We start from the raw sequence: 25,068 nt of genomic DNA, 5'->3' as shown, positions 1-25,068 counted from the left end.
ATTCAAGAGTGACCGACGGTCCACTGATAGTACAAAGCGATAAAACCATTCTGCTGGAAGTCGATCACGAGCTCGCTACAGAGGCCAGGCACGCCATTGCGGCATTTGCTGAACTGGAGCGCGCTCCCGAGCACATGCACAGCTACCGGCTGACGCCCCTTGGGCTCTGGAACGCCCGGGCTGCGGGACTCGACGCCGAGCAGGTGCTGGATACGTTGCTGAAGTACTCCCGTTTCCCGGTCCCCCATGCATTGTTGATTGATATCGAAGAGACCATGTCGCGCTACGGCAGGCTTCGCCTCGAAAAAGATCCACAGCACGGTTTGGTAATGCGTACCGACGACTACCCCGTGCTGGAGGAAGTCATCCGTGCCAAGAAGATCGCCCCACTCCTTGGGCCCAGGATCGATGGTGAGACTGTGGTGGTTCACTCCTCGCAGCGAGGCCAGCTCAAGCAGTTGCTCCTGAAGTTGGGATGGCCGGCCGAGGACCTTGCCGGGTACGTCAACGGGCAACCCCACTTGATCATGCTCGACGAAACTGGCTGGCAGTTGCGCCCCTATCAGAAGCTCGCCACGGAGAACTTCTGGGCCGGCGGCAGCGGCGTCGTCGTTCTTCCTTGCGGTGCGGGAAAGACCCTGGTGGGCGCGGCCGCGATGGCGACGTCCTCCACTACAACACTGATCCTGGTCACGAACACGGTTTCGGCACGTCAGTGGAAAGACGAGCTGCTCAAGCGGACGTCCTTGACCGAAGATGAGATCGGCGAATATTCCGGGGCGGTCAAGGAAGTCAGGCCTGTAACTATTGCTACGTACCAGGTGCTCACCACCAAGCGCGGTGGACTTTACCCGCACCTTGAACTCGTGGACGGTCATGACTGGGGCTTGATCATCTATGACGAGGTGCACTTGTTGCCCGCCCCGATCTTCCGGATGACGGCGGACCTGCAGGCCAGGCGAAGGCTCGGCCTTACGGCCACACTGGTGCGCGAGGATGGCAGGGAAGGCGAAGTCTTCAGCCTGATTGGACCCAAGCGCTACGACGCTCCATGGAAAGACATCGAAGCGCAGGGCTACATCGCACCGGCGGATTGCGTTGAGGTCCGCGTCGATTTACCCCGCGACGAACGCGTGGCCTACGCCATGGCTGATGACGCCGACAAATACCGCCTGTGTGCAACCTCCGAGACAAAGACCCAACTGGTTGAGCAGCTCGTGGCGGCGCACAAGGGTGAGCAATTGCTGGTCATCGGCCAATACATAGACCAACTGGACGAGATCGCTGAGCGGCTGGATGCTCCCCTGATCAAGGGTGAAACCAGTGTCAAAGCCCGGCAGAAACTCTTTGATGCCTTTCGCAAGGGCGAGATCCAGACGCTCGTGGTGTCCAAGGTTGCCAACTTCTCCATCGACCTCCCGGAAGCTTCAGTAGCCATCCAGGTTTCGGGTTCCTTCGGGTCCCGCCAGGAGGAGGCCCAACGCCTGGGGCGCCTGCTGAGGCCCAAGCAAGACGGCCGTTCCGCGCGGTTCTACTCACTTGTGGCCCGCGATACTTTGGATCAGGACTTCGCCGCCAAGCGGCAGCGTTTCCTGGCTGAGCAGGGTTATGCCTACCGGATCATGGACGCCAAGGACGTGGGCAAGGATGCTGCCACCGACGAATAATCGCCAGGGCATTGCTATTTATCTCCAGCAATTTTAGGATTCCAAGTGAAGCTCTCCGCCCTTTAGAGTTGCCCTTGGTCCAGGCAGCCCGGCGGCCAGTCGTCGGCAGTGGGGGTAGCCCGCAKCCAGGGTGCCGGCGATTCGAAGGCCTTGAAGAATCTGTGATTTTTTACCAGAGGACTCCCTATGCGTAAAACCCTCCTGGTCCTGGCGGCGATCATCCTGCTATCGGGACTTGCCCAGCTCTTTTTCGCGGGCTACTTCCATTTCCAAAACACCATTGAAGCCCAGCGCGAAGCGGGCGTTTATCACGTAATCAACGGCCAATTCGTGCTGCGCTATTCGGCGTTGCTGGCTGTGATTGTCGCAGCTATTGCCAAGGCCGGATCCCGGACCATCTGGCTTGCCGCCGGCATCTTCCTCATGACATGGGTCCAGTTGTTCATCTTCATCATTGGCGGAATGCTCACTGGCTCGTCGGAGGATTTCATCACGCCTTCGGGTTCGTGGGTGGCTTCCATCCACCCCGTCACAGGACTGCTGATTATCTTCATGTCCTACTGGTTGTTCAGACGTGCCCGCGCCCTTGCACTCAATCCCCAACCCCTTCCACCCAAGGCAGCAGCATCGGATGCTTCCGCCTCTTCCGCTACAGCTTGATAAGCGGCGGCTGTGAACATCTCACAGCTACTGGCCGTCGACCTGGTGCTGGCTATCCTTGCCGCCGGCGCCTGGATTGTCGCCGCTTGGATGGTCATTTCTTCTGGCAGGGGGCCAGCCAGGCCACGCGTTGTCGACTTGGCGCTTCTTCTGCTGGGCTTAGCCGTTCTTATGACGGCAGCGCGCTATGCCTTGCTCCCAGCTTTGGTGGCCGGCAGTTGGTGGTTTGCCAGCGAACGCACAACCATCAGCCTGCCTTTGACCGCCATCCCCGCGGCTTGGGCCGCGATGGCCGGTGTTCCGTACTTGCTGAGGAGGCGGAACACCGGCCCACCACCTTCGCGGGAGCAACCCGGACTCCCTGGCCGAACCCACGAATGGGCGGTTCTCGCCATCGTGTCGGCCGCCGCTTCGGCAATTGCCTCACTTGCCCTGATGTTCGTCCTCGGCCCATTCCCCGCCCCGTGGACGCTGGCGGTTCTCTTGTTCCTGGTAGCAGGGACCGTGATGATAGCCAGGCTGGCGCTGTTCCCTGTGTTCCAGGTTCCGCACGCTGCTCCCGCTCCTCCCTCCCCTCCCGCCCTTCCCGGCGGCAGCCTCGCACCCGGCCGAGGCCTGGTTCACAGGCGCACGACGGCGGCTGCTGCAGTTGCCGGACTCATGGCCTGCACCGCTTTGGGCTCGGGAGTCTTTGCGTGGCTGGGTAGCCGGTCCTCCGATGGCGCGGTGATTGCGGCCGCCGTCGGTCATCACGGAGGTGTCACCACTGCACCAGTGGTGGCCCCAACGCAGGTAACAAGCCTGGTGGGAGAGATCCCTGACAACGCCGTGGTCCGGCACTACGAACTCACTGCCCGCACGGAACACATAACTTTGCCCTCCGGGGAGTCCACTGATGCGTGGACCTTTGGCAGCCTCCCCGGGCCCGGCATTGAAGCACAACTGGGCGAGGTCATGGAAGTTGAGCTAAAGAACCAGGATGTGAGCGCTGGCGTGACCCTGCACTGGCATGGTTACGACGTCCCCAACGCCATGGACGGCGTGGCCGGGGCAACGCAGGACGCCGTCATGCCCGGGCAGTCCATGACCTACCGCTTCCTTGCTGCCCAAGCCGGCACATATTGGTACCACACGCACCAGGACTCAGCCGAAGGTGTCCGCAAGGGCCTCTACGGCACATTCGTCGTGCACAACCCCACACTGCCTCGCGCAGATACTGACATTGTGGTGGCAGGACACGACCTCGGCGGTCTGGGGTTGCTGGGCTCCTCAGACCGTAACAGTGTGTACGCGGCCGTCCCGGGCTCGAGCGTTCGGGTGCGCCTCATCAACACTGATTCCCTGCCGCAGCGCTACCTTCTGGACGGAACAGCGTTCAAGGTTGCGGCCGTGGACGGAACGGACGTGAACCAGCCGCAGGAGGTGACAGGGAAGTTATTGCGGATTGGGGCAGGAGGACGGATGGACGTCACGTTCACTATGCCCGAATCCCAGGTGACGCTCCGCTCTGACTCGGCGGCCAGCGCCGTCGTCGTGTTGGCCCCATCCAGCCCGGACGGGGTGAATGCAGATGCTGCCAAGGGCGATGCCGCAGCGAAAGTGCCCGACGTCCCGGAGAAGGCGTCGGATGTTCCTGAGAACGCGCCGGATGTTCCTGAGAAGGCGCAGCCGGGCGTCTTTGCGACGACGCCCGTCCTGGATCTGTTGCACTACGGCGAACCTGTGGCTGCCACACCGGTACCCGCAGAAAATGTCCGGGAGGAAGTGTTGGTGTTGGACCGGCAATTCCGCTTTGTTGACGGAGTTCCGCGCTACGCGTTTACGGTGAACGGCGCATCCTATCCCCTGGTGCCATCCATTGAGGTGGCCGAAGGGGACACCGTAAAAATGACGATCGTTAACCGCACCGCTGAGCCTCATCCCATGCATCCTCACGGACACCACGTTCAAGTGCTCAGCAGGAACGGGGTTGCCCCCAGTGGATCGCCACTGATCCTTGACACCGTAGACGTGCTGCCGGGCGACGTGTGGGAGCTACTGCTGCACGCGAACAATCCGGGTATTTGGATGGATCACTGCCACAACCTGGACCATGCTGCAGAAGGAATGATGATGCTGCTGAAGTACGAAGGCGTGTCATCTGACTTCGTCCACGGCGGCCATTCCCACAACCGGCCTGAATAGGACGGCTGGCGGGATAGGACGGCTGCGGGCGGACGTCCTCAGGCAACCATGCGGCTGGCGTGCTGGATCGCAACGCGATCCACTACTGCCCAGCAATCGGCGTCGTGGAGCTGCGCGCTCGCGAAGCGCTCGGCTGAGGCCAGGTCCGGAAATTCCTCACGTCTGATGTGGCCCGAGTCTGTATCCAGGTACGTCACCTGGAACTCGACGTCCGCGGCTTTTTCATTGTGATGAATGCTGATGGGGGCTGCTTCTTTTGCCATGTTTCCAGTGTGGAATGGGGCACTGACATTTTTAGGAGCATCCGTGGGCGTGTTCGGATCTTTAGCCAGAACGTCCTGGGCTTCAGGGTGTCCGAAGGTACTCGGCGGAGACTTCCCGGACTGTGGAGCTAAGGACGTCGAGCACTCTTGACGCCGTCTTCCAGCGCTGCCAGTAGAGCGGAACATCAAAGGGACGCTCGGGAGCGAGTTCAATCAAGCGCCCGTCGGCAATGTCGGGTCCGCATTGAACTTCGGGAATCAGTCCCCAGCCCAAGCCCAGGCGAATGGCATCGCCAAAGTCCTGTGAAGCTGGCACGTAGTGTCGCGGCCCCTTCTGTTGTGCTTGTGAAGCACCTGGCCACGATTCCACGAAAGCCCACTGATAGGTGTCCTTTCGGTCGAAATCCACGGCCGGTGCCATGTTGAGCTTGCCTCCGTCCACCACATCTGCGAACCAACGATCCACAAAGGCTGGAGCTGCCACTGCCCGGTAGCGCATCACTCCGAGGCTCTCAACACGGCAGCCCTGCACCGGTTCGGGGGTGGCCGTGACTGCGGCCATGACAGTCCCCGAACGCAGCATCGAGGTGGAGTGTTGTTCGTCGTCACGGTGCAGGTCAAAGGTGATGTGGAGATCGCTCGGCACGCGGGCAAGTGCTTGCAGGAACCAGACTGCAAGCGAGTCCGCATTCACCACGATCGGCACAGCCAGCTGCGGACCGTCCGAGCCCAAACCCAACTCCACGCCGGCATCTGCTTCCAACTGGGCAACCTGCCGGGCGAGTCGAAGGACCACTTCGCCTGCTTCGGTGGCCTGCGCGGGATTACTCCGCTGGAGCAGGACCCTTCCGGATGATTGCTCAAGCGCCTTCAGGCGTTGGGACACTGCCGACGGCGTGATGTGCAGCCGGCGTGCGGCCGCATCCAATGTGCCTTCCGAAAGTACGGTGGCGAACGTTAACAACTGCTCTGAGGGAAACTGTGGCATAAGAAAATCTTACGGGGCATCAATAACATTAGCTGTCCTAAATGCCTTGCGGACCATAATTTGGAAGAGTGACTTTCTCTGACATCTTCAACTCCACTGGCCTCGGCCTTGCTACGGGCCTAGGCCTTATCGTTGCCATCGGCGCCCAAAACGCCTTCGTCCTTCGGCAAGGAATTCTTGGCAAACATATAGGCGCGGTTGTCGCAGTGTGCGCACTCTCAGACGCCCTCCTTATCGCTGCGGGCGTACTTGGCACGGGTGCACTGATCGCGGCCGCTCCTGCCGCCGTCGTGGTTCTGCGCTTTGTGGGGGCGGCGTTCCTAGTGACTTATGGGGTGCTTGCGGCTCGTCGGGCCCTTCGCCCGCAGGTGCTCCTTTCTTCCGAGACGCCCTCTCCCGACGGCGACGCCAAACGTGGCCTCGCCGCGGTTCTCACCACCGTACTGGCGTTGACGTGGCTAAACCCCCACGTCTACCTGGACATCGCACTTATCGGCTCGCTCGCCAGTGCCCAAGGCACTCTGTTGCAGTGGTGGTTCGGCGCCGGTGCGATGCTGGGCAGCATCCTCTGGTTCTGCTCCCTGGGCTTCGGCGCCAGATTCCTGCGCGGCTTCTTTGCGCGGCCCAAGTCGTGGCGAATCCTGGACGGCGGGATCGCTGTAACCATGGGAGCCCTCGGCGCAGGACTGGCCCTGGGAGTCTGAGGCGGCACGCAGTCTCCTCACATCAAGCATCCAGATAACTCACAGAAACTGGGAGCATCATGGGTGTCATGAAAAAGAACGGCCCCGAAGCCAAGCTCCTTGTCGTCGACGACGAACCCAACATCCGCGAGCTTCTCTCCACGTCCCTGCGGTTTGCAGGTTTCGAGGTCGTTGCCGCATCCAATGGTCGCGAAGCCCTGGCCGCCGCCGACCTTCACTCCCCGGACCTCGCAGTCCTGGACGTCATGCTGCCGGACATGGACGGCTTCACAGTGACGCGTCGCCTCCGGGCTGCGGGCAAACACTTCCCCGTCCTGTTCCTCACGGCGAAGGACGACACCGAGGACAAGGTCACTGGCCTGACCGTGGGTGGCGACGACTACGTCACCAAGCCATTCAGCCTTGACGAAGTCGTGGCCCGCATCCGCGCCGTACTGCGCCGGACCCAGCCCCTTGAGGATGACGACGCGGTGATCCGCGTGGACGACCTCGAACTCGACGACGACGCCCATGAGGTCCGACGCGGTGGCACAGTCATTGAGCTGTCCCCTACCGAGTTCAAGCTCCTGCGCTACCTCATGCTGAACCCCAACCGCGTTCTCTCCAAGGCACAGATCCTGGACCACGTTTGGGAATACGACTTCAACGGCGACGCCTCCATCGTTGAGTCGTACATCTCCTATCTACGCCGCAAGGTGGACATCGACCCCGATGCCGCAGCCCTCATCCAAACGAAGCGCGGAGTGGGCTACGTGCTGCGAACGGCAGAGAAGCGCTGACCTTGCTGCAACGCTGGAAATCGGCGTCCCTGAGGTCGCAGCTGGTCGCCATCATCATGGGGCTGCTCCTCCTCGCTCTGGCCGCGACGGGCGCCGGCACGCTGACGCTCGTCAAGAGCTACCTGCAAGGCCAGGTAGATGACAAACTCAAGGCCGCCGTCGCGCTGGCACAGGACCAGCAGTCATTCGACAAGCTCTCCGAGCCGAACCCCGCCGTGCCCACTGATTATTCGTTGACCCTGTATGTTCCGGGGCTTTCGCCGTACCAGTTCGGTGGCATGCAAAGTGACCGTCCGGCGATCGCCAACATCACTCCTGCCGAGGCCAAGGCACGCGGCAATGCCCCGTTCCAAGTGAGTGGCACCGCCGGTAGCAACTGGCGTGTCGTCGCCGTGGGCGTCGTTGCCAACGGTCAGAACGGCGTGGTGATTATCGGCCTGCCGCTGACGCCCGTGGACAAAGTCATGGAACACGCCGTACTCGTAGTGGTGGGCGTTGGCCTGCTGACCCTGGTTCTGGCGTTCTTCATCGCTACATGGACTGTGGCACGATCCTTCAGGCCCCTGGCCCGCGTGGAGAAGACAGCAGCAGCCATCGCGGCAGGTGACCTCTCCCGACGCGTGGAAATCGACAACCCCCATACAGAGGTGGGTCGGCTTGGCGCTTCGCTGAACGCAATGTTGGCCCACATTGAGGCTTCCTTCGCGGCGCGCGCCGCCTCTGAAGCCCGGATGCGCCGCTTCGCCGCCGATGCTTCCCATGAACTCCGGACTCCATTGGTCACCATTCGAGGTTTCTCAGAGCTTTACCGCCACGGCGCGCTGGCCACCCCCGAAGACGTCGCCACGGCCATGGGCAGAATCGAAAGCGAAGCCAAACGCATGGGTTCCATGGTGGAGGACCTCCTCCTCTTGGCCCGGCTGGACGAGCAACGGCCGTTGCAACTCAAGCCGGTGGACCTGCAGTTGTTGGCGCACGACGCCGTGGTGGATACCAAAGCCTCGTCCGGCAACCGGAACATCACGCTCATCGGACTCGATGGATCCTCCCCGACGCCAGCCCCCGTCCAGGGCGATGAGGCAAAGCTCCGGCAGGTCATCGGCAACCTCGTGGGCAACGCCCTGCGCTACACGCCAGAGGGCACCCCTATAGAACTCGCAGTTGGTGTTCGGACCACTCCTGAAGGCGCCTTCTCGGTCATCGAAATCCGAGATCACGGAGCCGGCATTCCAGATGCCGAGACCAACAAGATCTTTGAACGCTTCTACCGGGCGGATACCTCGCGCACCCGCGAGACAGGCGGCAGTGGCCTCGGTCTGGCCATTGTGGCTGCCATCGTTGGCTCGCATGGAGGCAGCGTCCGGGTGAAAGAGACCGACGGCGGCGGCGCAACTTTGGTGGTCAGCCTCCCGTTCCGCGAGGAGCCCGCGGAGCTGATATCCCAGTAACGCTGGTGTCATCCATGGCGGCATTACCAGGCAACGGCTCTTCAAGAGAGCTGTTATCCACATAGCGACGAATGGTTGTTCCCCGGCCCCAGGCAGCTGCCTAGGCTCAATGTTGTGGCCACGCACACCGCCGCGTTCAGCGGAACATCATCGTCGAAAGGCATCACCCATGAGCGTCATTTCCGTCGACACAGAGCTCCTTCAGCTCAAGTCGTCCAACGTCAAAGCAACCGTTGACCGCATCAGCACGGACGTGCAAGCCATGAAACACGGACTGGACGAGCTTCAAGCCACGTGGAGAGGCTCAGCCGCCACCAACTTCCAGTCGCTTGTCCTTGAATGGTCCCTGACGCAAAACAAGGTCGAGGCCTCGCTGGCTTCCATCAACATGGCTTTAGCGTCGGCCGCAGCAAGCTACCTCGAAGTGGAGCAGGGCAACACCCAGCGGTTCGCCTACTAGGGGCTGCACGCTCAAGGCACATTCGAGGTCCTGCTTCACATAAGCTCCTGCGGGGCCGGCTGTCTTCCCCCTGTGCAGCCGCCCCGCAGGTCACCAAGCTTTCTGTCTCCTGTGCTGTGAATTGATGTGCAGTGTTTCCGTTGGGTCAGTTTTCGGGGGTTCCTTGGTGGAACCGGAGCCGCCACTGGCCTCGGTCCAGAAGCCAAACGGAACTGCGGAGGGCCGAACCTGAGTGCGCGAAACTGCGGTAGTTCAGCAGGATAGTGTTCTCGCTCAGGCGATCGGCGCTAAGAACTTCCAGTTCAATGGGTTCGCCGGGGTCCTCCTCAAGGGCGACCATCATGGCGTCCCGGGTCCAGAAGCGACCCGAGCTGCCAATCTCGGCAAAGTCAGGATGAAGCAATACTCCAATCCTGCCGATGTCGGTCCGTACATCCGGGCGCAGGAGCTCGCGCTCCAAGGCAACCACGATTTCCTCTGCGGGCAACTCCTGGGCGGACGCATCCTCGTCCAGTTCGCTGAAAAGATCCGGCTGACCGAAGATACCCGACTCCCCAAACAACGTGGGTTCCGAGTGGGCTTGGAAGCTGCGCCCGGCTCTGGCCGGGACAGGAAGAGGCGCGGCGAGGGCCTCGTCGGAGCCTGTAAAGCCCGGTCCGATTGGAGCTGCAGTGCCCTGCTGGAAGGCGGTGGCTACGGCGCGTGCGCGCTCATCTGCTGCCTCGTTGAGGTCGTGTCCGGCGTGGCCCTTGACCCATTCAAACGTGTATTTGCGCCCGACGATTGCTTGGTCGATGTCCTTGAGGAGGTCGACGTTCAGGACGGGCTTTCCGTCAGCCTTGCGCCAGCCCTTCCGCTTCCACCCGGGCATCCACTTGGTGATGCAGTTGATGACGTACTGGCTGTCGCAAAGGATCAGCAGTTCTTCCTGCGGTACGTGGGCAGTGGAGCGGAACAGGTCCAGGACAGCCATGAGCTCGCCCATGTTGTTGGTGCCGTGGGGCCAACCTCCTGCGCGCCAACAGGAGTCGTCAACATACCAGGCCCAACCGGCCGGCCCAGGATTGCCGAGGGCAGAGCCATCGGCGGCAGCAATAATCGTCATGCCTTCAATCCTGCCAGATCACGCAGACACTGAACGCGTGCCAGCACCCATCTAAGTAGCAGCACATGTCGTTTTGAGCATTCAGAACGAGATGTGCTGCGACTTACTTGGGCGATACAGCAAGACGGCGGCCCCCACCAAAATGGTGAGGACCGCCGTCGTTTGCTCTGAAGCGTGACGCTACAGCTTAGGAGGCTTAGAAGCCGCCCATGCCGCCCATGTCGTCGCCACCGGCAGCCGGAGCGTTCTTCTCAGGCTTGTCGGCAACTACAGCCTCGGTGGTCAGGAAGAGACCAGCGATGGAAGCAGCGTTCTGGAGAGCCGAGCGGGTGACCTTTACGGGGTCGTTGACGCCGGCAGCCAGCAGGTCTTCGTAGACACCCGTGGCAGCGTTCAGGCCGTGGCCGGAAGGCAGGCCGCGAACCTTGTCAGCAACAACGCCCGGCTCGAGGCCAGCGTTGAAGGCGATCTGCTTCAGCGGAGCGTCGATGGCAACCTTGACGATGTTGGCACCAGTTGCTTCGTCACCCTGGAGGGTGAGGTTGGCGAATGCCTTGGCACCAGCCTGGATGAGGGCAACGCCACCACCGGCGACGATGCCTTCTTCAACGGCAGCCTTGGCGTTGCGGACTGCGTCCTCAATGCGGTGCTTGCGTTCCTTGAGCTCAACCTCGGTTGCGGCGCCGGCCTTGATGACTGCAACGCCACCGGCCAGCTTGGCCAGGCGTTCCTGCAGCTTCTCGCGGTCGTAGTCGGAATCGGAGTTTTCGATCTCGGCGCGGATCTGGGCAACACGGCCAGCGATCTGCTCGGCGTCGCCGGCACCTTCAACGATGGTGGTCTCGTCCTTGGTGACAACGACCTTGCGGGCGGTGCCGAGGAGTTCCAGGCCAGCGTTTTCGAGCTTGAGGCCAACTTCTTCGGAGATGACCTGGCCACCGGTGAGGATGGCGATGTCGGCGAGCTGGGCCTTGCGGCGGTCACCGAAGCCCGGAGCCTTGACGGCAACAGACTTGAACGTGCCACGGATCTTGTTGACGATCAGGGTGGCCAGAGCCTCGCCCTCGATGTCTTCGGCGATGATCAGCAGCGGCTTGTTGGACTGCATGACCTTCTCCAGAACCGTGACGAGTTCCTTCACGTTGGAGATCTTGGAGTTGACGATCAGGATGTACGGGTCTTCGAGGACCGTTTCCTGGCGCTCAGCGTCGGTGACGAAGTAAGCGGAGATGTAACCCTTGTCGAAGCGCATGCCTTCGGTGAGTTCGAGCTCCAGGCCGAAGGTGTTGGACTCTTCGACCGTGATGACGCCTTCCTTGCCCACCTTGTCCAGGGCTTCGGCAATGAGGCTGCCGATTTCCGGGTCACCGGCGGAGATGGAAGCCGTGGCCGCGATCTCTTCCTTGGTTTCGATTTCCTTGGCAGAGGCGAGCAGTTCTTTGATGACTGCCTCAACAGCCTTCTCGATACCGCGCTTCAGGGACAGGGGGTCGGCGCCGGCGGCAACGTTGCGCAGGCCTTCCTTGACCAGTGCCTGGGCGAGAACCGTAGCGGTGGTGGTACCGTCGCCAGCGACGTCATCCGTCTTCTTGGCAACTTCCTTGACCAGCTCAGCGCCGATCTTCTCGTAAGGGTCGTCCAGCTCGATCTCCTTGGCGATGGAAACACCATCGTTGGTGATCGTGGGGGCGCCCCACTTCTTTTCGAGGACGACGTTGCGTCCACGCGGGCCGAGGGTGACCTTGACGGCGTCGGCGAGGATGTTCAGGCCCCGCTCGAGGCCGCGGCGTGCCTCTTCATCAAATGCAATGATCTTGGCCATAACGGCGGTAGTCCTTTCGGGACAGTCGTTAAGAAGGAACCTGTCAGATGGGGTGCCCGCGACGGACGGTCCTTTGCTTGCGGCCTCTGTATGCCCCGCGCTCCGGACCTCACCCCACCAAGGTGTTTCTTGATCCCCCTGACGTTCCGAGAGCCATCCGCCGCCGGCGTAGGCCGGGCCGGAGTTAGCAGTCGAAGCGTAGGAGTGCTAAATCAATAATTAGCACTCGACCGGGGAGAGTGCAAGCAGAAGCGCCACTTTGCGCTATAAACAAAGGGGTTTCAGCCGTTAGCTGACGTGACGGCCGAAGGGACTATGCAACGCGGACGCTTTCGGCCTGCGGACCCTTCTGGCCTTCGCCTAATTCGAACTCCACCCGCTGGCCTTCCTCGAGGGCACGGAAGCCTTCCATCTGAATAGCGGACCAGTGCACGAAGACGTCGTCGCCGGAGTCATCCACAGTGATGAAGCCGTACCCTTTTTCGGCATTGAACCATTTGACGGTTCCCAAAGCCATGATGCCCACACTTTCACAGTAGCAAGACCGGTTGCCGGGATCTCCGGACCGGAATCAATCCACTGTAACCACAGTCACTATCCGCGCGCTGCTGCCGAGGGGCCGACCATGACTTTTGTTATTGAGGCTTAACCGAGTTGCAGCTTTCGAGGCTGAAACCACAGAAAAACGGGCGGGATTCAGCGAAATTACCGGTAGCCAGGTCCCACAACAACCACTAGAGGCTGCTGTATTTCAGGAGACTCAACAACCGCGGTGATACCGAGGAGTTTGCCCAGTGCTTCTGCATTCGCCTTCTGTCCAGGGACGTTGTAAAAGACCACGGACGACTGCTGCGGCAGGCCGCCCCAGTTCCCCACAGATCCCAAAGCCCAACCATCGCCTTGGACCAGGCCCGCGACGCGACTGGCAAGCCCAGCCGTAGCCGTGCCGTTGTAGACAGCCACTGCAACGGACTTGTCCACCGGCGCAGCAGAAGGAGTTGCCGAAGCTTCGCCTGAAGACGTGGTTCCCGGGCTCGGCTCGCCGGAAGCGATGGGTGCGTTGCTTGATTCGGTAGGTGCAGCAGAAGGGGAGGTTTCGCTCTGCTGGGGCGCCGGCGTCGAGACGCTTGTGGACGCGCTGGGGGCCACCAGGCCAAGCCGCGGAAGTATCAGGAAAGCTACGAGTCCCAGCACCAGGGCGACGGCCCCTACTGTCAAGACCGGCCACAAATTGGGGCGGACTGTCTCTTGGGCGTCACGGTGCACCCCCTGCCGGGAGCTGTTCTGTGGGACCCGGTCGAATTCATCCTTGGCAAATTTGGTCATGGTGAAGCCTTGTCCTTGCTGGTTGCTGCTGACGATCAGCCGGGCGATTTACGCGTCGGACCCCAAACGGCGCGCTGTCCGCGCACGTTGGCGCGACGTACGTAGTCTACGCAATCTCTTCACCAGCATGGGATCGTGGGCCAACGCATCTTCGGTATCGATAAGTGCGTTCAGGATCTGGTAATAGTGCGTGGCGGAGAGATTGAAGAGCTCACGGATCGCCTGTTCCTTGGCGCCGGCGTACTTCCACCATTGCCGTTCCAAGGCCAACATTTGCTGATCACGGTCACTTAGAGGTGAGTCGCTGCGGGTCTCGGCTGCCAGGTCTTCAAGTGCGAAACCGGTAGACTGCGGCGCCATTGGTTCCGGTGCTGGTTCTGCCACGGCACACTCCTTGACGCTGGTTGGGGGAAAATGTCCTACCCCCCATGTTACGGGCGAATAACAACGCTGTCATTCGCACCGCCGATGCTCTGGAGGAGACAATGACAGGGTGACTGGTGAGGATGCACTGTTTGACCTGGAACCCGCCGGCGTTGCCGATCGGGGCTTCGAGGAGCTTGTTGACCAACCCTTGGAAGAGCTGATGGCCGTGGACTGGGCGGACGCGTTGCGACCCGTGGAAGGCCAACTCCGTGAGGCTTTGGCCTTTGTTGCGGCTCAGGCTGCCCAAGGGATCCACGTCCTTCCTGCAGCTACCAACCTTCTCCGGGCTTTCCGCCGACCATTGGCTGACGTCAAAGTACTCATCCTTGGCCAGGATCCATACCCAACCCCGGGACACGCCGTCGGGCTTTCCTTTGCCGTTTCGCGGCATACGCGGCCGATCCCCCGGAGCCTTGCAAATATTTATCGTGAACTCCACGACGACCTCGGGCTCCCGCCGCGCATCCATGGCGACCTCACGGCCTGGACTGACCAAGGCGTCCTGCTGCTGAACCGTGTCCTTAGTGTCGCAGCCGGAAGCGCTGGCTCACACCGCGGCAAAGGCTGGGAGGCAATCACGACGGCGGCTGTCAGTGCGGTAGCCCATCGCACCGACGGCGCGGGACGCCGGAGTCCCCTGGTAGCGATTCTGTGGGGGAAGGACGCCGAAGCGGTCATGCCGCTGCTGGATGGCACACCGGTAATCACTTCGGTGCACCCGAGTCCCCTTTCGGCATCACGTGGTTTCTTTGGTTCCAAGCCGTTCAGCCGAACGAACCAGCTGTTGGCTTCACAGGGCGCAGAGCCCGTCGATTGGGAACTACCCATCTTGTAACCTTCGACTCATACCCAACTGGCACCCCACGAATTAGCTTAGGCTTGCCTATATGGCTGCTCTCCCCGTTTCTTCGTCCGCCACCCGGACCACACGCCCGCAGGTCAACCTGAGGGTCCTGCGCAAAGAATGGCTCTCACCTCACATGGTGCGGATCGTCGCCGGCGGGCCAGGGTTCAGCGACTACGTGAACAACGAATACGTGGACCGGTACGTCAAGATCGTTTTTCCCCAGCCCGGCGTTGATTATCAACTTCCGCTGGACCTGTGGGCCATCCGCGAGACGATGCCACGTGAGCAATGGCCGCACACCCGGACTTACACCATCCGCTGGGTGAACCTGGAAGAACGGGAACTGGCGATTGACTTCGTAGTCCATGGCGACGAGGGCCTGGCAGGGCCTTGGGCAGCGGCAGCGGAACCTGCGGACACTCTGATTTTTACCGGCCCCGGCGGCGCCTACAATCCTGCGCCCGACGCCGATTGGCACCTCTTCGCCGGCGATGACGCCGCGATTCCAGCCATCGCAGCCTGCATAGAGGCGCTCGCCCCGGAAGCCCGCGGATATGCGTTCCTTGAGGTGGACAGCGCCGAGGACATCCTGCCTATCTCTGCTCCTGCTGGCCTGGAACTCCACTGGCTGCAGCGCAATGGAGTGCCGGCCGGATCAAGCGAGCTGTTGCTTGACGGGCTCCGCGAAATGCAGTGGCTTCCCGGCCGCGTAGATGTCTTTGCGCATGGCGAAAGAGGCTACATGAAGGGCCTGCGGCAGATCTTCTTCGCCGAGCGCGGTCTGGAACGTTCGCAGGTTTCGCTCTCCGGATACTGGGCGCAGGGCCGGGTTGAGGAAGTTTTCCAGGCCGAGAAGAAGCTCCCCGTAGGACAGATTTAGTCAGATCCAGCGGCCAGCGCAGATCTAGCGGCGCCGTACCCTGCGGCGCTCGTTGCTGGATAGGCCCTTCGTGAGCGGCCTGGCCAGGTTGTCACCGAGGACGATTCCTGCTGCCACTCCCAGGACAATCGCGCCTGCATTCAGCATGCCTCCGGCGCCCTGAAGAATGTCCGCTTCCTCAATGGTCAATACATACATTGAACGGAATATAGTCAGGCCGGGCAGCAAAATGAGCGCGGCCGGAACAGCCACTACAAGTTGGGGAGCGCCAAGTTTAAGCGCCACTACCCGAGCCAGCAGGCCGATGGCCACAGCCGAAACTGCCGGCGACAAGCGGTCGCCGAACCCGGCGGTAGTAGCCGCCCACAAGACGAAGAAGCCAACCAAGCCGACTGCCGCCGTCGGGAGTAACAGACGCATCTGCGTCTGCTCGGTGACGCCGATAGCCACTACAGCGATGGCGATCAGAATGGCTTGGCCCCACAAAGGATACGCATCCGGGAATGTTTTGGTGACGTCCAGGACTTCGCTGCCCATGAGGGTCCCGACGACGACGGCCACGGCGATACCAGCCACGATCGCGCCGAAGGTGAGCAGTGTGGAGAGGAATCGTCCGGCGGCCGTGACCGGGAAGCCGTTGATGGCGTCCTGCACGGAAGACACGAGCCTGCCCGTTGGAAGCAACAACAGGATTCCACCCGCAACCACAATGGATGGAGCGATGTCCGCACCCGCCCAACGCAGCATCAGGGCGATAAACGTGACCAGGAACGAGCACGCCATGGTGATGAAGAAGTCGGGGGTGCGCCAGCGGCTGAGTTGCCGGGCAACCAAACTGATCAGCAAGTTGGAGCCAAAGGCGAGGGCTGAAGCGCCCGGACCACCACCCAGGACGCCCACGAACACCGCCGCGAACACAGCGAAGGCAACCGTGACCATCCATCGAGGGAAAGGCTTGGCGCTGCGGACGATGTCATTCAATCGACGGACGGCTTCGTCGCGGCCCACTCCCCCGGCCACGATGTCCGTGACCAGTTGATGCACCTGCGCGAGGCCGGCGTAGTTATTGGTCCACGAGCGCACCACACGCAACAACGTGATGGGGGTCTGGTCCTTTGGCGCATAGTTGATGGCCACCGACTGGTTGGTGATGTCCACTTCAACGTTCTTCAAGCCAAGGGCCGCTGTAACGGCAATCATGCTTGTCTCAACTTCAAGGGCGCCTGCACCGTATCGGAACATGACCTCGGCCAGATGCAGGGCGAAGTCGATCGTCTTACGCGCTGAGGCGTCGACACCCACAACCTGGATAGTGGGGTTGGCGTAGGGACTGCCCGCGAGCCGGTCCACGATGTTCATGGGGGCTGTGGGCGGGCTATCGCCTTGCACCAAGCGCATCAGCATGCGCTTGGCATTGGCGTTCTGCCGGATTTGCGATGGTCGCATCGGCTGGGTCTTGGGCAAGCCGTCAGTGTGAGGCCTGCCGCCGGAGCCCTCAGGGCGTTCAGTCACGCAGCGTTCCTCCTTAGGCTTTGGTTGATTAGTTCTTCACTCGGAATTTCCTCAGCAGGTTTCCGGGCTCCGGCAATTTTGCCAGAACCGTCTTGGCGGCAGCTGCGAGCTTCCTGACCGCCTGGTAAGCGGTGAAGACCGGCAGATTCACCGGCGTCACGAAGTCGCCAACCAGCTGGACCACCTCGCCGCCGAAGCCCTTCTTGAATTCGTAGCCGCCGTGACCGGTTTCGTCCTGGCCCTGGATGCCGAAGGTGCCGTAGAAGTTATAACGCGAGTAGCCGTTGTTCAGAGCGTGCAACAGCATGCCCCAGTACAGCGACGTAGCTCCGTTGAAGTAGATGTAGTCCTGGACCGTGCCGCCGATCACGCACACGATTTCATCGCCGGAGCAAGCGAAGTGGATCGCCGCAACCGTAGCCACGCCAACCGAATCGGGGAAGCGTTCAATATCCTTGAGGCTCCGCTCGTAACTGTCCACGAGGTCCTGGACCACCTTGATGCGGTTGGCCTTCTTCTTGCTCCCGGTTTCCTCGACGTCGCGCTTGAGGTCCGCGAGTGTCTTGGACTCCGCATCCAGGCGCTCTGTGATGGAGGCCCGGTATTCGGGGATGTTGATCTTGGCCATCATGAGCTTGGTGAACTCATCCGAGGTATTGCGGAGCAGTTGCTCGTAATACTCACGCTCGCGGTAGGTGAAGCCCTTTTCGTCACCGGCGGTGCTCAGCGCGTCGTAGAAGTCGTCCAGGGTTTCCAGCGTGGCCTGTTCCAGGTAAACGCCGTTCTTTTCGGCCTTCCGGATGGCCTTGCGCGTGCGGTAATTCATTCCCATGATGAGCTCTTCGGAATCGGCGATCCCGTCCAGCTTCTTGACGAACATCCAGTTGATGTTCGCGAAATTCATGTCAAAGCCCTGGTGTTTGAAGCCCAGCCCTGCCAGCTCCTTCAGCAGTGGACGGTTGTCCTCAACCTCCGGGTGCTCCGCTCCGTCCTCGTCGCGTGCGATGTACTTGACGTTTGGTGAGATGCGCAGCTCAGCAGCCTTCTTCGAGGCCGCATGCTTTTTCAACTGCTCGACGACGAACCGCACCGCTTCGGCGTCGCTATAGTCCATCAGGGGTCCCTTTGCGCAGTCGCAAACCTTGTAACCAAAGCGGTTGGCGGTGTAGACGAGCTTTCCGGCTGCGATCAGGCTGCCACCGCGGGTCACGCCAAAGAGCTCCACTTCCTGGCCGCGAGCACGCTGGAAACGCGCCAGGTCCTCGGACTGGATGAAGCTGCCTTGCGGGTGTCCCTTGGCGAATGTCTCGAAATCAGCGTCACTGAGAATCACGAATTCCATGTCGGTTCCAGCCTCAATCGGAGTCAAAGAAATTACCTCACCTAGATAGATTTGCACCCGTTGGTGGCCGGGGCGGGCCTGAAGTGTTGGGTTGGTGCCGGTTCTTTAGTAGAACTGTCCGCCTGTGCGCATAGTTTCCAGCCGGCGGAAGATGCGCTCTGCACCCTTGAGCCAGAGCTTATGGCGGATTGGTCCGAGGACGAGGTCGTAGCAACCCACGAAGTCCGTCACGGTCTTGGTGAAACTCGTTTTGAACAAGCCCATGCCGAACAGCGGGTGTGTCTTGTCCTTGATCCGGGCGGCAGGCGGCGTGCCGCAGAAATCATACTCAACGCAGCCCAGTTCCTGCATCCGCTGGATAGCTGCCCACTGGACCAAATGCGAGTCACCGTACTGCTTGCGGTTCTGGGCGGAACCGCCATCCTTGTAGGTTGCCTTGGAGCCATAGTTGATAACAAAAGCACCGACGCTGGGTGCGCCGTCCTCGTAGACAAAGAAGAAGTGACCCTGGCCACGGCTGCAGAATTCGTGCCAGAAACGGGAGTAGTACTCGTAGCTCCGCAATGGCATGGCACCCTTGGCGTTCACTGTGTCTTGCATCAGTGCGTAGAGCTTGCGATAGGTCTCCTCGCCGGGCTCGGCTGGGAGGACCTCGCATCCTTCACGTTCTGCCCTGCGGACAGCGTTGCGGGCCCGCGATGAAATGCTCCGTAGTACTTCGTTGGCGGGGGCCGAAATATCCAGGAGTGCGGTGGAATCGTTGGATTGGATGTTCGGGGCCTTAACCAAGCCAGCCGCCTTCAGCTGACCGGACACCTCAGCTGACTCCACGACGTCGGGCTCTATCTTGATGGTGAAGACGTTCATCTTCTGTTCCTTCGCCAGATTGGCGACGGCGGTGAGCATCGGTTTGATGTCGCTTACCTCGGCTGCGTCCGGTCCCTTGATGAGGTACCAGAGCCGGCCAAGGACGGGGAACTTCTTCTCCAACAGCAGGTTGTAGCTGGCGTAGTCAGCGGCCTCAATGACGAGCCGGCGGACCAACCAGCCGTTGCCATCCTTGACTGCCGCATAGGCGTCCGACTGCAGCATGTTGCCGCCATTGGGGTTGGCTGTGACGTGCTTGTCCCAGTTATCGATTTCCTCGGCGGTGGCAAAGCGGGCGGTAAATTCTCGCAAGGTGGCCGTGTCCAATCTCAGGGGTTTGGTGCAGTGTTCAAAAGCTGGGTGCGCATGCGGACATGCAGCCTCAAGTCTATCGGGCCGAGGAAAATAGCCCGACTCTGGGTGAGTTGCCCGCTCGAACTAGGCGCGAATAGCCTGAGCCGGATCCGCTTTGGACGCCGCAATGGCTGGATACAACGCTGAAAGAACACCAGTAGCTGCGCCAGCGGCAACTCCGGTCCACACTGATTCAGGCCCCAGAACCGGTGTCCACCCTTGGCCCAGGCAAAAGGTCAGAACTCCCAGCACTCCGACCGCTCCGCCAGCCAGTCCACCGCCCAATCCCACCAGCAAACCCTCAAAGATAAACATCCGGCCAATGCTGAAGCGACTCGTACCGAGGGCTCTCCGCAGAGCGATCTCCGACCTTCGCGTTTGCACAGTCAGATACATCGACGTAGCAGCGCTAAGACAGGCGAGTGCCAGCAACACCCACGAGATGACACTGATCAACACGCCCAGGTCATTGTTGACTCCCTTGCGGAGTGAACGAAGGTCTGCCACCGTGTTGACGGTGAAGTGCTCGGGATGAGCTGCGTCAAGGGCCAAAGGAATCGCGTCGGCCAATGGTGCTGGAAACCCAGGGAGGGTGCGGACCACAAATACCGGGTTGTCAGAAGCAGCGGATGGGTAGGCGTTGATCCCCAGGATGATGCTGTCTGCAAGAACCGGGTTCCTTCCGGCTTGGCGCAGTATGCCCACGACTGGAACCGACTGCCCACCGATCCAAATTTTCTGGCCCGGACCCGCAGAAGGAATCCCTAAACGGACGGCCGTATCTTGTCCCACTATTGCTATGGGCTTTCCGAAGGAATTGTCCAGGAGAGATAAGGCAGAAGCAGGCTCAACTACGGCCTGGCTGATGTCCAGAAAGGTCGAGTCCACGGCCAGGAGTGACCCTGCGAAGTCGTCCTCCTGGATTCCCCTATTTGGCTGAAAGCGTGTGGGCCGAAATTCAGAAGTCGCCAACTCCACTCGCAAACCAACCGCGACCACTCCGTGAAGATTCTCTATTTTCCTCTTCTGACCTCGCAAGGCTGCGATGTCAGCGTTCGTGGGTTGGACCCCAGATGGGCTTCTTGAGGCTTGCACTTCATCCAATGCGGCTTCGGCCAAGCGCTCGGAAACCTGCGCGGAGGCACTTTGGCTAAGGCCTACTGAGGCAACCAGTCCGCCCGATCCCAGCATGAACGCCAGAATGAGCAGCAGTGCCTTGCCTGCCCTGGAGGTAAGGGATGCCAATGCATCATAGACGTCATCCATCAAGAGATTGAGCCGTCTCCCCAGTGGGGCTGGGGAGAAAACTTCAGTTGGATCCGGGCGCCCAACCATGGGCTCGTGAACAGCTGTCGAGGCAGGGGAACCCGGCGCGTCGGGCTTTGCCAGTCGTCCGTCGTCGATGACGATCCGGCGGGCTGCTGCGGCGGCGACGATCGGATCATGCGTAATGACGACGACTGTCACCCCGGTTCGATTCAACGCCTTGAGATCCGCGATGACGCTCTGGGTATTGACACTGTCCAGGTTGCCTGTGGGTTCGTCTGCGAACAGGATCCTGGGCTTGGTCGCGAGAGCACGAGCCAAGGCAAGACGTTGCCTCTCCCCTCCAGAGAGGTTCTTGCCGAGCACGCTTGTCCTGTGCAGCAACCCAACGCGCAGCAGGGCCTGCGTTACTTCCAACTCCCGGTCCAGGTGGCGGACACCTTGCACACGAAGGCCGAGCGCTGCGTTCCGTGCGGACGATTCATCCAAGATCACGTGCGAGGCTTGGAAGACAAACCCAAACATCCGCGATCGCAACCAGTCACGCTGCTTCTCGGCCATCAGTGATACGTCTGCACCGTTGATCGAGTACGTGCCTTCTGATGCACGGTCCAACAGTCCAAGAATGTTCAGTAGCGTTGATTTCCCGGATCCTGAGGGACCAATGATCGCAACGAATTCACCCTCACAGATCTCAAGATTGACGTCTTGAAGGGCCGCAGTAGGCACATCGGCTCCTGCATAGGAGCGCCCGATGCCTTCCAACCGGAGCAGGGGAATCCTGCCGGGCCTTTGCGCAGGCAGGTTCACGATACGTCGACCGTGGTTCCAGGCTCCAGCTTCGAAGTCTCGGCCAAGGCAGCCCAGCCATCGCGCTGCCCTGTCACCGTCACGTCGATTCTTTCTGCCGAAGTATCCTCACCAGCGTCCTTTTTCGAACTTGGCACGGTCACATACGTCCCGATGTCATCCTGTTTGATGGCGGTCAGGGGAACTGCCAAGGTCTCTTGGACCGGCTCCTTCACGCTGACAGWGACTGGCTGACCCGGCTTTGGTTTGTTGGGATCGTCCGGAACAGATGCGATGATGTCCATTCCTGGAAGCGTCCCCTTTTCCAGATTGCCTTGGTCGAAAACCCCGATGCTCTGAATGACGCCCTGGGCGCTGTACCCACTGGCTTCGAGCGCAACGGCCTGGCCAACTGTGAGAGCTTCAGCCTGTGTAATTGACGCCCGTCCCACGGCCACGTCCGGGGCAGTTTGCGCTGTAGCCACCAAAAGATCGTCCGTCAGCACGGCTCCTGAAGCAGCAATGCTCGTCACAGAGCCCTCATCACCAGGAATTTGAACAAACTCCCTCCACCGGACCATGGCCTTCTTGTCGTCGGATTTTGGGGCTGACTGATCAACGTCACGGTACAAAGCCGCCACGGATTCTTGGGTGGACTTATCAAATATTCCGGTCATGTTGGGCCGATACCCTATGGATTGAAGCCAATTCTGCAAGGCGGAAACGTCTTGACCGTTGTCACCATCTTTCAGGTCCCGATACAACGGGACGGACGTTGATATGACAATGAGAGGGCGCCCGGACACAGTCGCAACGATTGTCCCGGGCTTTAGCGTGTCGCCAACAGCAACCAGCATGCGCGTTATGACGGCGCGTTCAGTCCCTGGCGGTACTGATGCTGCGATGCCCACCGACGTTCCCGGGGTCATGCTCCCGGGGATGATCAAAGTGCTCGCCAAAGTCCTACGCTCCACTGTGGCGGTCACCTTGATTGGAGTGTTGATGGAGTCGAGGGTCGCAGACTGGGGTGACTTTATGTAGCTTCCGGCAAGGAAGGAACCTGCCATTCCTGCCATAACTATGACCAAGAAGCCAATGATCCGCCGGAGTCGCGGAACACGTGGGACCTTAACTACTGCGTCTTGCTGCAACGGCATCAAGCGGCGCCCTTGCCATGTTGCCGGAGAATCGTCCTCGCTTTGGCCAGAGCCTCGGTCTTATCATCCGCGAGCCTGTTCATGGCAGCTTGGTTGGCGGCGATCAGGGCAGATTGATACTGCGCCCGGATATCCGAGATGCGTTGCATTACCTTGGTTTCCTGCTTGCAATTCGCGTCTTGAACAGCTGTCCTGATTTCGCCTTGCTTGTCCGAAGGGTACGAAGGCACCCACGCATCAGGTGAGTCCTGTCGCATTGAAATTCCGGCATCTTTGAGGCAAGCAATCCAGTCGTCGCGTGATTCCCTCCAGTCAGGATCCCGCTCAGATAATGCATTTGAGTCATTGCTAATGTTTGTTAGCAATGAGTCCGCACCGGCGATTCTGCTTCGGAATGGAGGTATCTGATTCGAGGTCGTGGCGTTATCGCATTCAAAGTACTTCTTGACATTTGCGTCCGCTGATTCCCTCGTCCTGGAATCGTAAATACCTGGGACGGTACGGATGATTGCCTTGTCATATCCGTACTTCGCCGCAAGTTCGGGAACCCAAACGCCATACGACTGGTCGGCTTTAACCGTCAGATCACCGTGCTTCTCTGGCATGGTGACACCGGCGTTTTTCATGCAATCCTCGATGACATACATGTTGGCCGCAGTTATGACCATTGATTCGTCGGGCGTCGCTTCGTACGCATCCATGGGCAAGGAAATGGTCGCCGTAGCCGGATCCAGTTTTGCATGCACGCCGGCATATGCTGCTCGGTCCACGGATGGCAAGGACGCGGCATCCACTCCGCCAGGCTGCGAATTGGCGCTGCATCCGGCCAATGCAACTACCAACACGAGCAGACTCAGTGGATACCGTGCCATTTTGCCTCCCGGCCCCCAGCTCCGATTGAAACTGTATTGATGCTAAAAATAATCATCTTGCGAGGGAACATCAAACGGGGCAGTTTATCGGGAATTCAATGGTGAAACATTAGGGATTTATCAGAAATAGTCATGTTTGGGCGTCACGAAGCTCCTGGCCACGACACATATAAAGGGGACGTCCGTCCCGGTCCAACGCGCCCTTACAGCCGGATCTGCTCAGCGCTCTCCAACTTGATGGCTTTCGGTTCCTTCCCGAGTTCGCGCTGGCCCTTCACCAGACGGTCCACGTTGGCGAGCCTACTGAGGCTCAGTCCGGTCAGGTCTGCGATCTGCGCGATAGGGACCTGGAAAGTCCGGTACGGCCCCAGCGGGGGTGGCTCACCTTCAAGGAGCCGCTGGTCGATCGCCTTTTTCAGTTCAACTTTGCCCAGTAACGGCGATTGATCCAGTACAAAGCCCGCGGCGCCGAGCTTGGCGTCGTTGGTCCATACGGCAATTTTCCAGAACTTCCGCGGAACCTGTACGCCCCTGTACGGGAGGTCGTCGTCGAGAAGTACTGGCCCGGTGAACACGGAGAGCTTGGCGTCATACGCATCCGCGTGACCCAGCACGTGGTCCTCGAGCCCCACCCACAGTTCCTTGCCTTGGTTGAAGTCGTCCACCTGCGGCGCGGCATTGGTAAAGACGAAGGTCTCCTGATTCGCCGTTTTAGCCGTGGCCGGATCGCCCCACACGGGATCCAGGCGACGGACCAAGTGCCCACGATCGAACGCGTTGTTCTTGTAGACGTCCGGGCCGGCCTGCTGTTCTTTAGGGATCCTGCTATCGAAATGCCAGGTTCCCTCGCGGGCCAGCGGGCTCAGCTCACGGCCACTGATGTTGACCCCCACGATCGCCGCGAGCTTCCGGGCAACCCGGAAGCGCACGGAGAAATGCGTGTAGTCCAGAAGAATCGTCGTTGCCGACGGACTGGGCAGTTCAAGGCGTGCCCGCAAAAAATCCCTGTCGTATCCCCCGCTCATGGATACATGATGGCACTAGGCACCGACAGTAAACAGACTCAGCATTCGACGACGTTCACGGCCAGGCCGCCCATCGCTGTTTCCTTGTACTTGGAGGACATGTCCTTGCCCGTCTCGCGCATCGTCACGATCACCTCATCCAGCGACACCCGGTGCGTCCCATCACCCCACAACGCCATCTTCGCGGCGTTGATCGCCTTCGCCGCAGCGATCGCGTTCCGCTCAATACACGGAATCTGCACCAACCCTCCGATCGGATCACACGTGAGCCCCAGGTTGTGTTCCATCGCGATCTCCGCCGCGTTCTCCACCTGACCCGGCGGCG

At 60.5% G+C, this 25,068-nt stretch carries 24 protein-coding genes; 9 read left to right on the top strand and 15 right to left on the bottom strand.

The features are described 5' to 3' along the window. Positions 1–8 precede the first annotated feature (8 nt). From AB4Y87_RS19495 to AB4Y87_RS19485, 3 genes are all read left to right on the top strand, one after another. Complete coding sequence (locus tag AB4Y87_RS19495) at positions 9–1,667, top strand: DNA repair helicase XPB (RefSeq protein ID WP_216926037.1); 1,659 nt, start codon at positions 9–11, stop codon at positions 1,665–1,667. 186 nt (positions 1,668–1,853) lie between these two features. Beyond that, positions 1,854–2,327 carry a hypothetical protein gene (locus AB4Y87_RS19490; RefSeq protein WP_442005930.1) on the top strand — a complete coding sequence of 158 codons (474 nt, stop codon included), beginning with the start codon at positions 1,854–1,856 and terminating at the stop codon, positions 2,325–2,327. Between the two features lie 12 nt (positions 2,328–2,339). Next, entirely contained in the window at positions 2,340–4,511 is a 2,172-nt protein-coding gene (locus tag AB4Y87_RS19485) for a multicopper oxidase family protein (RefSeq protein ID WP_442005929.1), read from the top strand. A gap of 38 nt (positions 4,512–4,549) precedes the next feature. Here the strand turns inward: AB4Y87_RS19485 and AB4Y87_RS19480 are convergent, their stop codons facing one another. After that, complete coding sequence (locus tag AB4Y87_RS19480) at positions 4,550–4,774, bottom strand: hypothetical protein (protein WP_442005928.1); 225 nt, start codon at positions 4,772–4,774, stop codon at positions 4,550–4,552. Between the two features lie 82 nt (positions 4,775–4,856). Then, positions 4,857–5,762, bottom strand: coding sequence for a LysR family transcriptional regulator ArgP (locus tag AB4Y87_RS19475; protein ID WP_442005927.1), 906 nt, complete (start codon positions 5,760–5,762; stop codon positions 4,857–4,859). Between the two features lie 68 nt (positions 5,763–5,830). On the opposite strand from AB4Y87_RS19475, the gene AB4Y87_RS19470 reads away from it, so the two are divergent. From AB4Y87_RS19470 to AB4Y87_RS19455, 4 genes are all read left to right on the top strand, one after another. Continuing rightward, positions 5,831–6,466, top strand: a complete 636-nt coding sequence (locus AB4Y87_RS19470) for a LysE/ArgO family amino acid transporter (protein ID WP_442005926.1) — start codon at positions 5,831–5,833, stop codon at positions 6,464–6,466. Between the two features lie 68 nt (positions 6,467–6,534). Further along, positions 6,535–7,245, top strand: a complete 711-nt coding sequence (locus AB4Y87_RS19465; RefSeq protein ID WP_089597209.1) for a response regulator transcription factor — start codon at positions 6,535–6,537, stop codon at positions 7,243–7,245. A gap of 2 nt (positions 7,246–7,247) precedes the next feature. After that, positions 7,248–8,693: an ATP-binding protein gene (locus AB4Y87_RS19460; protein WP_442005925.1), complete on the top strand. Its 1,446-nt coding sequence runs from the start codon at positions 7,248–7,250 to the stop codon at positions 8,691–8,693. A 169-nt stretch (positions 8,694–8,862) separates the two neighbouring features. Beyond that, positions 8,863–9,153: a WXG100 family type VII secretion target gene (locus AB4Y87_RS19455; protein ID WP_431118557.1), complete on the top strand. Its 291-nt coding sequence runs from the start codon at positions 8,863–8,865 to the stop codon at positions 9,151–9,153. 145 nt (positions 9,154–9,298) lie between these two features. On the opposite strand, the gene AB4Y87_RS19450 is transcribed toward AB4Y87_RS19455, so the two are convergent. The 5 genes from AB4Y87_RS19450 to AB4Y87_RS19430 all read right to left on the bottom strand — a co-directional run bounded on the left by AB4Y87_RS19450 (position 9,299) and on the right by AB4Y87_RS19430 (position 13,790). Next, on the bottom strand, positions 9,299–10,258 hold the full coding sequence (locus AB4Y87_RS19450; RefSeq protein WP_442005924.1) for an RNase H family protein: 960 nt from the start codon (positions 10,256–10,258) through the stop codon (positions 9,299–9,301). Positions 10,259–10,454: 196 nt separating this feature from the next. Beyond that, the gene (groL, locus tag AB4Y87_RS19445) at positions 10,455–12,080 is read right to left on the bottom strand and encodes a chaperonin GroEL (RefSeq protein WP_442005923.1); all 1,626 of its coding nucleotides are present in this window, start codon (positions 12,078–12,080) and stop codon (positions 10,455–10,457) included. Between the two features lie 313 nt (positions 12,081–12,393). Continuing rightward, positions 12,394–12,597, bottom strand: a complete 204-nt coding sequence (locus tag AB4Y87_RS19440; RefSeq protein WP_216926027.1) for a cold-shock protein — start codon at positions 12,595–12,597, stop codon at positions 12,394–12,396. 188 nt (positions 12,598–12,785) lie between these two features. Continuing rightward, entirely contained in the window at positions 12,786–13,406 is a 621-nt protein-coding gene (locus tag AB4Y87_RS19435; RefSeq protein ID WP_442005922.1) for a LytR C-terminal domain-containing protein, read from the bottom strand. A 48-nt stretch (positions 13,407–13,454) separates the two neighbouring features. Continuing rightward, positions 13,455–13,790, bottom strand: a complete 336-nt coding sequence (locus tag AB4Y87_RS19430) for a DUF3263 domain-containing protein (protein ID WP_442005921.1) — start codon at positions 13,788–13,790, stop codon at positions 13,455–13,457. A 109-nt stretch (positions 13,791–13,899) separates the two neighbouring features. On the opposite strand from AB4Y87_RS19430, the gene AB4Y87_RS19425 reads away from it, so the two are divergent. Further along, complete coding sequence (locus AB4Y87_RS19425) at positions 13,900–14,667, top strand: uracil-DNA glycosylase (RefSeq protein ID WP_442005920.1); 768 nt, start codon at positions 13,900–13,902, stop codon at positions 14,665–14,667. Between the two features lie 52 nt (positions 14,668–14,719). After that, complete coding sequence (locus tag AB4Y87_RS19420) at positions 14,720–15,559, top strand: siderophore-interacting protein (protein ID WP_442005919.1); 840 nt, start codon at positions 14,720–14,722, stop codon at positions 15,557–15,559. Between the two features lie 24 nt (positions 15,560–15,583). Here the strand turns inward: AB4Y87_RS19420 and AB4Y87_RS19415 are convergent, their stop codons facing one another. The 8 genes from AB4Y87_RS19415 to AB4Y87_RS19380 form a co-directional block, all read right to left on the bottom strand. After that, the gene (locus tag AB4Y87_RS19415; RefSeq protein ID WP_442005918.1) at positions 15,584–17,071 is read right to left on the bottom strand and encodes a threonine/serine ThrE exporter family protein; all 1,488 of its coding nucleotides are present in this window, start codon (positions 17,069–17,071) and stop codon (positions 15,584–15,586) included. Between the two features lie 28 nt (positions 17,072–17,099). After that, on the bottom strand, positions 17,100–18,413 hold the full coding sequence (locus tag AB4Y87_RS19410) for a peptidoglycan bridge formation glycyltransferase FemA/FemB family protein (RefSeq protein WP_442005974.1): 1,314 nt from the start codon (positions 18,411–18,413) through the stop codon (positions 17,100–17,102). A 105-nt stretch (positions 18,414–18,518) separates the two neighbouring features. Next, positions 18,519–19,607 (bottom strand): lipid II:glycine glycyltransferase FemX, encoded by a 1,089-nt coding sequence (locus tag AB4Y87_RS19405; protein WP_442005917.1) that lies wholly within the window; start codon positions 19,605–19,607, stop codon positions 18,519–18,521. Between the two features lie 111 nt (positions 19,608–19,718). Beyond that, complete coding sequence (locus AB4Y87_RS19400) at positions 19,719–21,629, bottom strand: ABC transporter ATP-binding protein/permease (protein WP_442005916.1); 1,911 nt, start codon at positions 21,627–21,629, stop codon at positions 19,719–19,721. Between the two features lie 77 nt (positions 21,630–21,706). Beyond that, positions 21,707–22,846 (bottom strand): peptidoglycan-binding protein, encoded by a 1,140-nt coding sequence (locus tag AB4Y87_RS19395; protein WP_442005915.1) that lies wholly within the window; start codon positions 22,844–22,846, stop codon positions 21,707–21,709. Next, positions 22,846–23,640 carry a hypothetical protein gene (locus tag AB4Y87_RS19390; RefSeq protein WP_442005914.1) on the bottom strand — a complete coding sequence of 265 codons (795 nt, stop codon included), beginning with the start codon at positions 23,638–23,640 and terminating at the stop codon, positions 22,846–22,848. The genes AB4Y87_RS19395 and AB4Y87_RS19390 overlap by 1 nt, the downstream gene beginning before the upstream one ends. 281 nt (positions 23,641–23,921) lie before the next feature. Beyond that, complete coding sequence (locus AB4Y87_RS19385) at positions 23,922–24,743, bottom strand: DNA/RNA non-specific endonuclease (protein ID WP_442005913.1); 822 nt, start codon at positions 24,741–24,743, stop codon at positions 23,922–23,924. A gap of 38 nt (positions 24,744–24,781) precedes the next feature. Then, the coding region (locus tag AB4Y87_RS19380) for an L-serine ammonia-lyase, iron-sulfur-dependent, subunit alpha (RefSeq protein ID WP_442005912.1) at positions 24,782–25,068 on the bottom strand (287 nt) is incomplete at its 5' end.

Origin of the sequence: Paenarthrobacter sp. RAF54_2, assembly GCF_052113945.1 — a bacterium.
GTDB lineage: Bacteria > Actinomycetota > Actinomycetes > Actinomycetales > Micrococcaceae > Arthrobacter.
The sequence above is the reverse complement of the archived record's forward strand: the minus strand, read 5'-3'. Positions and strand labels throughout refer to the sequence as shown.